Here is a 4295-nt window from a genome sequence, read left to right as displayed (position 1 = left end):
ATGAAAACCCGTTACCTGTCGATGCTGACCTCGAACTTCGTCACCTTCATTCAGCAAATCAATACCGTGTGCATCGTGGTGTACGGCGTTTATCTGATCCACGCCGGTGATTTGACCATGGGGGCAATGATTGGGGTGGTGATCCTCTCTGGTCGTTGTCTGGCGCCGCTGGCGTCGGTCGTCGGGCTGGCACTGCGTTATCAGCACGCGAAAACGGCGATGAAATCACTGAACAATCTGATGGATGCGCCCACCGATCGCGATCCCAACATCTCGTATCTGCCGACGCCGAAATTCACCGGCAGCATGCGGTTGAAGAAAGTGTCATTTGCCTGGCCGGTGCCCGGCATGATGGTGCCGATCCGGGTGCTGGAAAACATCAATATCAAGATCACCCCCGGCGAACGCATTGCGATCCTCGGCAAGATCGGCAGCGGTAAATCCACACTGCTGCGCGTCATGGCACGCCTGTTCCAGCCTGCGGGCGGCCAGGTCTTTATTGACGGCGTGGATGCCACACAAGTTGACCCGGCCGACTGGCGTGCGGCGGTGGGTTACGTCGGTCAGGACTGCCGGTTGTTCTACGGCACGCTGCGCCAGAACGTGATCATCGGTAACCCGAGCGTCAGCACCGAAGATTTTTTACGTGTCGCCAGCATGACCGGCCTTGACCACATCGCGGCCAGACACCCGCTGGGTTATGAAATGCCCATCGGTGAAATGGGGAACGGCCTGTCCGGCGGACAGCGACAACTGGTGGCGCTGGCGCGTTGCCTGCTACTGAAGCCCAAAATTTTACTGATGGATGAACCGACAAGCTCCATGGATGCGATGACCGAAACCCTGTTCCTGCGCCGCCTGAAAGAGGCAACAGAAGGGCAGACGCTGGTCATCGTGACTCACCGCATGTCGGTATTAAGTCTGGTCGATCGTCTGATCGTGCTGGAAGACGGTCACGTCGCGAAAGACGGGCCGAAAGAACAGGTGATCGCGAGCCTCAACGAAAGCACGCAGAAGAAGCCACAAACCCCGATGCAGTATCGGCCGAAATAACTTTGATGAATCACTGACAGACGGTTTCAGTAGTAGAAATAAGGTAGGGATGATGAGCAACGACGATGTGAACGACAACGCATCCGACAAAACAGTAAAACTGGTGACGAGTGCCTCCTCTCCAGCGCTGAGAAAAATCGGCGCGCCTTCGCCTGCGGGTAAAACCGCTAAGCCGCAACAGGAACCGCAAAAACAGGTCACCGGAAAAGTTAAATCGGAAGATCTCAGGTTCATGCACGATCTGCAGGGGGCGCTGATTTCGCAGAAGACTCCGTTCAGCATGATCATGCTTTATCTGATTGCCTTTATTGTCGTTGCCGCTGCGGTCTGGGCGCACTATGCCCGCGTGGAAGAAATTACACGCGGTGACGGCAAAGTGATCCCCGCCAGCCGCGAACAGGTGATCCAGAGTCTCGAAGGCGGGATCCTCGAACAACTGAACGTGCACGAAGGGGATGTGGTTGAGAAAGGGCAGATCCTGCTCAAGATCGACCCGACCCGCGCTGGCGCCAGCTATGGCGAATCGTTGTCGAAAGTGCAGGGGCTGAAAGGCAGCATCGCCCGTCTGCGTGCGGAAGCGTACGGTACGCCGCTGGAGTTCCCGTCTGACATCGCCAATATCGATTCTATCGTTCGCGATGAAACGCAGGCCTACAGCGCGCGGATCAAAACCCTCAACGAAAGCGTGGATGCGCTCAGACACAGCCTGGCGCTGGCGCAAAACGAAGTCAGTCTCTCTGAACCGCTGGCCAATAAAGGGCTGATGTCAGACGTGGAAATTTTGCGTCTGAAGCGTCAGGCCAACGAATTCCGCTTACAAATCGCCGAACGTACCAACCGTTTCCGCGCTGACGCTAACAGCGAACTCAACCGTCTGGAATCTGAACTGGCACAGGCTGAAGAGATCCTGCGTGGGCGTCAGGACGTCATGGATCGCACCACGGTCGTCGCGCCGGTACACGGTACCGTCAACAATATTCGCGTCACCACCCGTGGCGGGGTTATTCAGCAGGGCGCTGAAATCATGACCATCATTCCGCTGGAAGACAACCTGCTGGTGGAAGCGAAAATCAAACCGTCTGACGTGGCATTTATTCACCCTGGTCTGCCGGCCACGGTGAAAATTACCGCTTATGACTATGCCATTTATGGCGGTCTGAGCGGCGTGGTTGAGCATCTCAGCTCCGACACCCTGATCGATGAAGAAAAGGCCCGCATGGGCCGTGGCGATTCGACCTACTACCGGGTGTATGTGCGCACGGATCAGGCCGCATTGCATGTGAAAGACAAAGTGTTCCCGATCATGCCGGGGATGGTCGCGAACGTAGAAATCAGGACCGGCGAGAAAACCATTCTTTCTTATATCCTCAAACCTGTGCTGAAGGCGCGTGAAGCGTTCAGGGAGAGATAACCATCATGGCATATAAAAATAAAAACCACCGTTGGGCTAAGGTGGCGACAGCTGTTGCGATTTGTTTACCGTGCTCTTCTGCGTTAGCAGAAGCCGCCGACCGGTCGCTCTCCTCTTTACCGACAATGCGCACACAGTCGCAGTATATGAGCGCGCAGAAAACGGCTGCGGCGCCATCGACAAACGTCTCAACCCCGGCACAACCGGCGCCGACTGTCTCGACCATGTCGACCTCATCCACACAGACGACACGACCGATGGCGACGACGTCTGCGGTTCCGGCGATAACGCCACCACCCGCGCCAGTCAGCCCGCCACCAGTAGACAAGAACAGTACGCCGGAAGAGCGTTATGAGCGGATCACCGCGCCAGCGACCATCAGCACTACCGCGCCGGTGGCTGTGCGCAATACCGCGTCAACGCCGCCGCCGAAGAAAACAAAACCGGCATTCGTCCGGCGTGAGAATGTCGAAACCAAATCAGAAAACAGAGCGGTACTGAAGAAAAACTATGATTACTTCCCGCCTGTCACCGAATACTACAAGCCCGATCCGGCGTACAACAAAGTGCGCTGGCAGGGGCAGTCAGAGAGAAGCAGTGGCCCTCGCGACATCAGCGGTATGTCGCAACAGCAATTTAAGGCGTTAAGTGATAACCCATCGCGCGACTTTTTGCGTCAGATGGTGGTCAGAGCGCTGGCCTACAGCCCGGAAATGCGCGCCTCCTCCGCTGAAGTGCTGGCGATGGATTACAGCGTTGACCAGGCTCGCGGTCAGCGCTGGCCGCAGGTGAAACTGGGTGTGACCTCACCGTTCACGACTGTCGGCGGTGATACGTCCACCAACAACAATTCCCACATCAGCGATACCAGCGGTTCAGTAACGGTTTCCACACCGATTATCGACTGGGGGCGGATCAGCAGCCAGGTGGATAACGCGGAAGAAACAGCAAAATCCGCGCGTTACGACCAGGATCACTCCCGCGAACAACTGGCGTACAGCACCATCTCGGAACTGATGAACCTGAGTCGTTATCAGCACAGCCGGATGGTGGCGAAAGCCTATGTCGACAGGATGCAGGAACTGGTCACCATGTTGTCGCAAATCACCGAGGCGGACCCGGGACGCGACAGCGAGCTGGTGCAGGCAAAAGCCAAGCTGATGTCGGCGCAGGCAAATATGGACAACATCGAGCATCAGGTCAGCAGCAGCCGGATCAAACTGGTACGTCTGCTGGGTGCCGAGCCGGTGGTGCCGGAAAATATCTCCTGGCGCGACACGATTATCCCGGCCGACACCGCCATTGCTTCTCTGGACCGCAGCCCGATGATGATGAGCCTGCAGGCGAAAGTCCGGGCGGCGGAGCATGAAGCAGAAAGCATCAGAGCCTCCAGTCTGCCGCAGGTGAACTGGGTGATTTCAAAAAGCACCGCCAAAGACGTCAATGGCAATGAAAGCGGATGGTATACCGGGGTGAACGTGGAGTGGAATGCGTTCAGCGGCGGTTCCGAACGGGCAGCGCAGATGTCGGCGCGGGCAAGAGCCAATGCCGCGCAACAGCAATATGAAGTCAACTACCGCGACCTGGAATACCAGATTAATAACCAGATCCAGATCCGCGATTCTTCTTTCTTACGTGCCGATGATTACGATCGTCTCTCTGCCGAAACGGACCGCGTGCGGCAAATGTTTTATGAGCAGTGGTACCACCTCGGGAAAAGAACATTATTAGATGTGCTGACGGCAGAAAATGACCATTTTAATAACCAGCTGTCGGCAATAAATAACCGCTACGATGGTTATATTTCTAACATCAACGTTATTTCGAGCGC

Annotated in this window: 3 protein-coding genes; all 3 read left to right on the top strand. The window is 56.1% G+C overall.

The window, feature by feature from the left end:
- On the top strand, nucleotides 1-1053 hold a 1053-nt coding region (locus tag AOY23_RS21225), incomplete at its 5' end, for an ATP-binding cassette domain-containing protein (protein WP_152958672.1).
- Between the two features lie 49 nt (nucleotides 1054-1102).
- The gene (locus AOY23_RS21220; RefSeq protein ID WP_081005700.1) at nucleotides 1103-2464 is read left to right on the top strand and encodes an HlyD family type I secretion periplasmic adaptor subunit; all 1362 of its coding nucleotides are present in this window, start codon (nucleotides 1103-1105) and stop codon (nucleotides 2462-2464) included.
- Nucleotides 2465-2469: 5 nt separating this feature from the next.
- Nucleotides 2470-4295 (top strand): TolC family protein (locus AOY23_RS21215; protein WP_054181328.1); only part of this gene is annotated, 1826 nt, incomplete at its 3' end.

Origin of the sequence: Trabulsiella odontotermitis (genome assembly GCF_001297775.1) — a bacterium.
GTDB classification, from domain to species: Bacteria; Pseudomonadota; Gammaproteobacteria; order Enterobacterales; family Enterobacteriaceae; genus Trabulsiella; species Trabulsiella odontotermitis.
Note: the sequence above shows the minus strand (reverse complement) of the source record. Positions and strands in the feature narration are given on the sequence as shown.

Excerpts from the sequence above, each read along its gene's own strand:
- AOY23_RS21220 (WP_081005700.1), top strand. The coding sequence starts at position 1,103 with ATGATGAGCAACGACGATGTGAACGACAACGCATCCGACAAAACAGTA.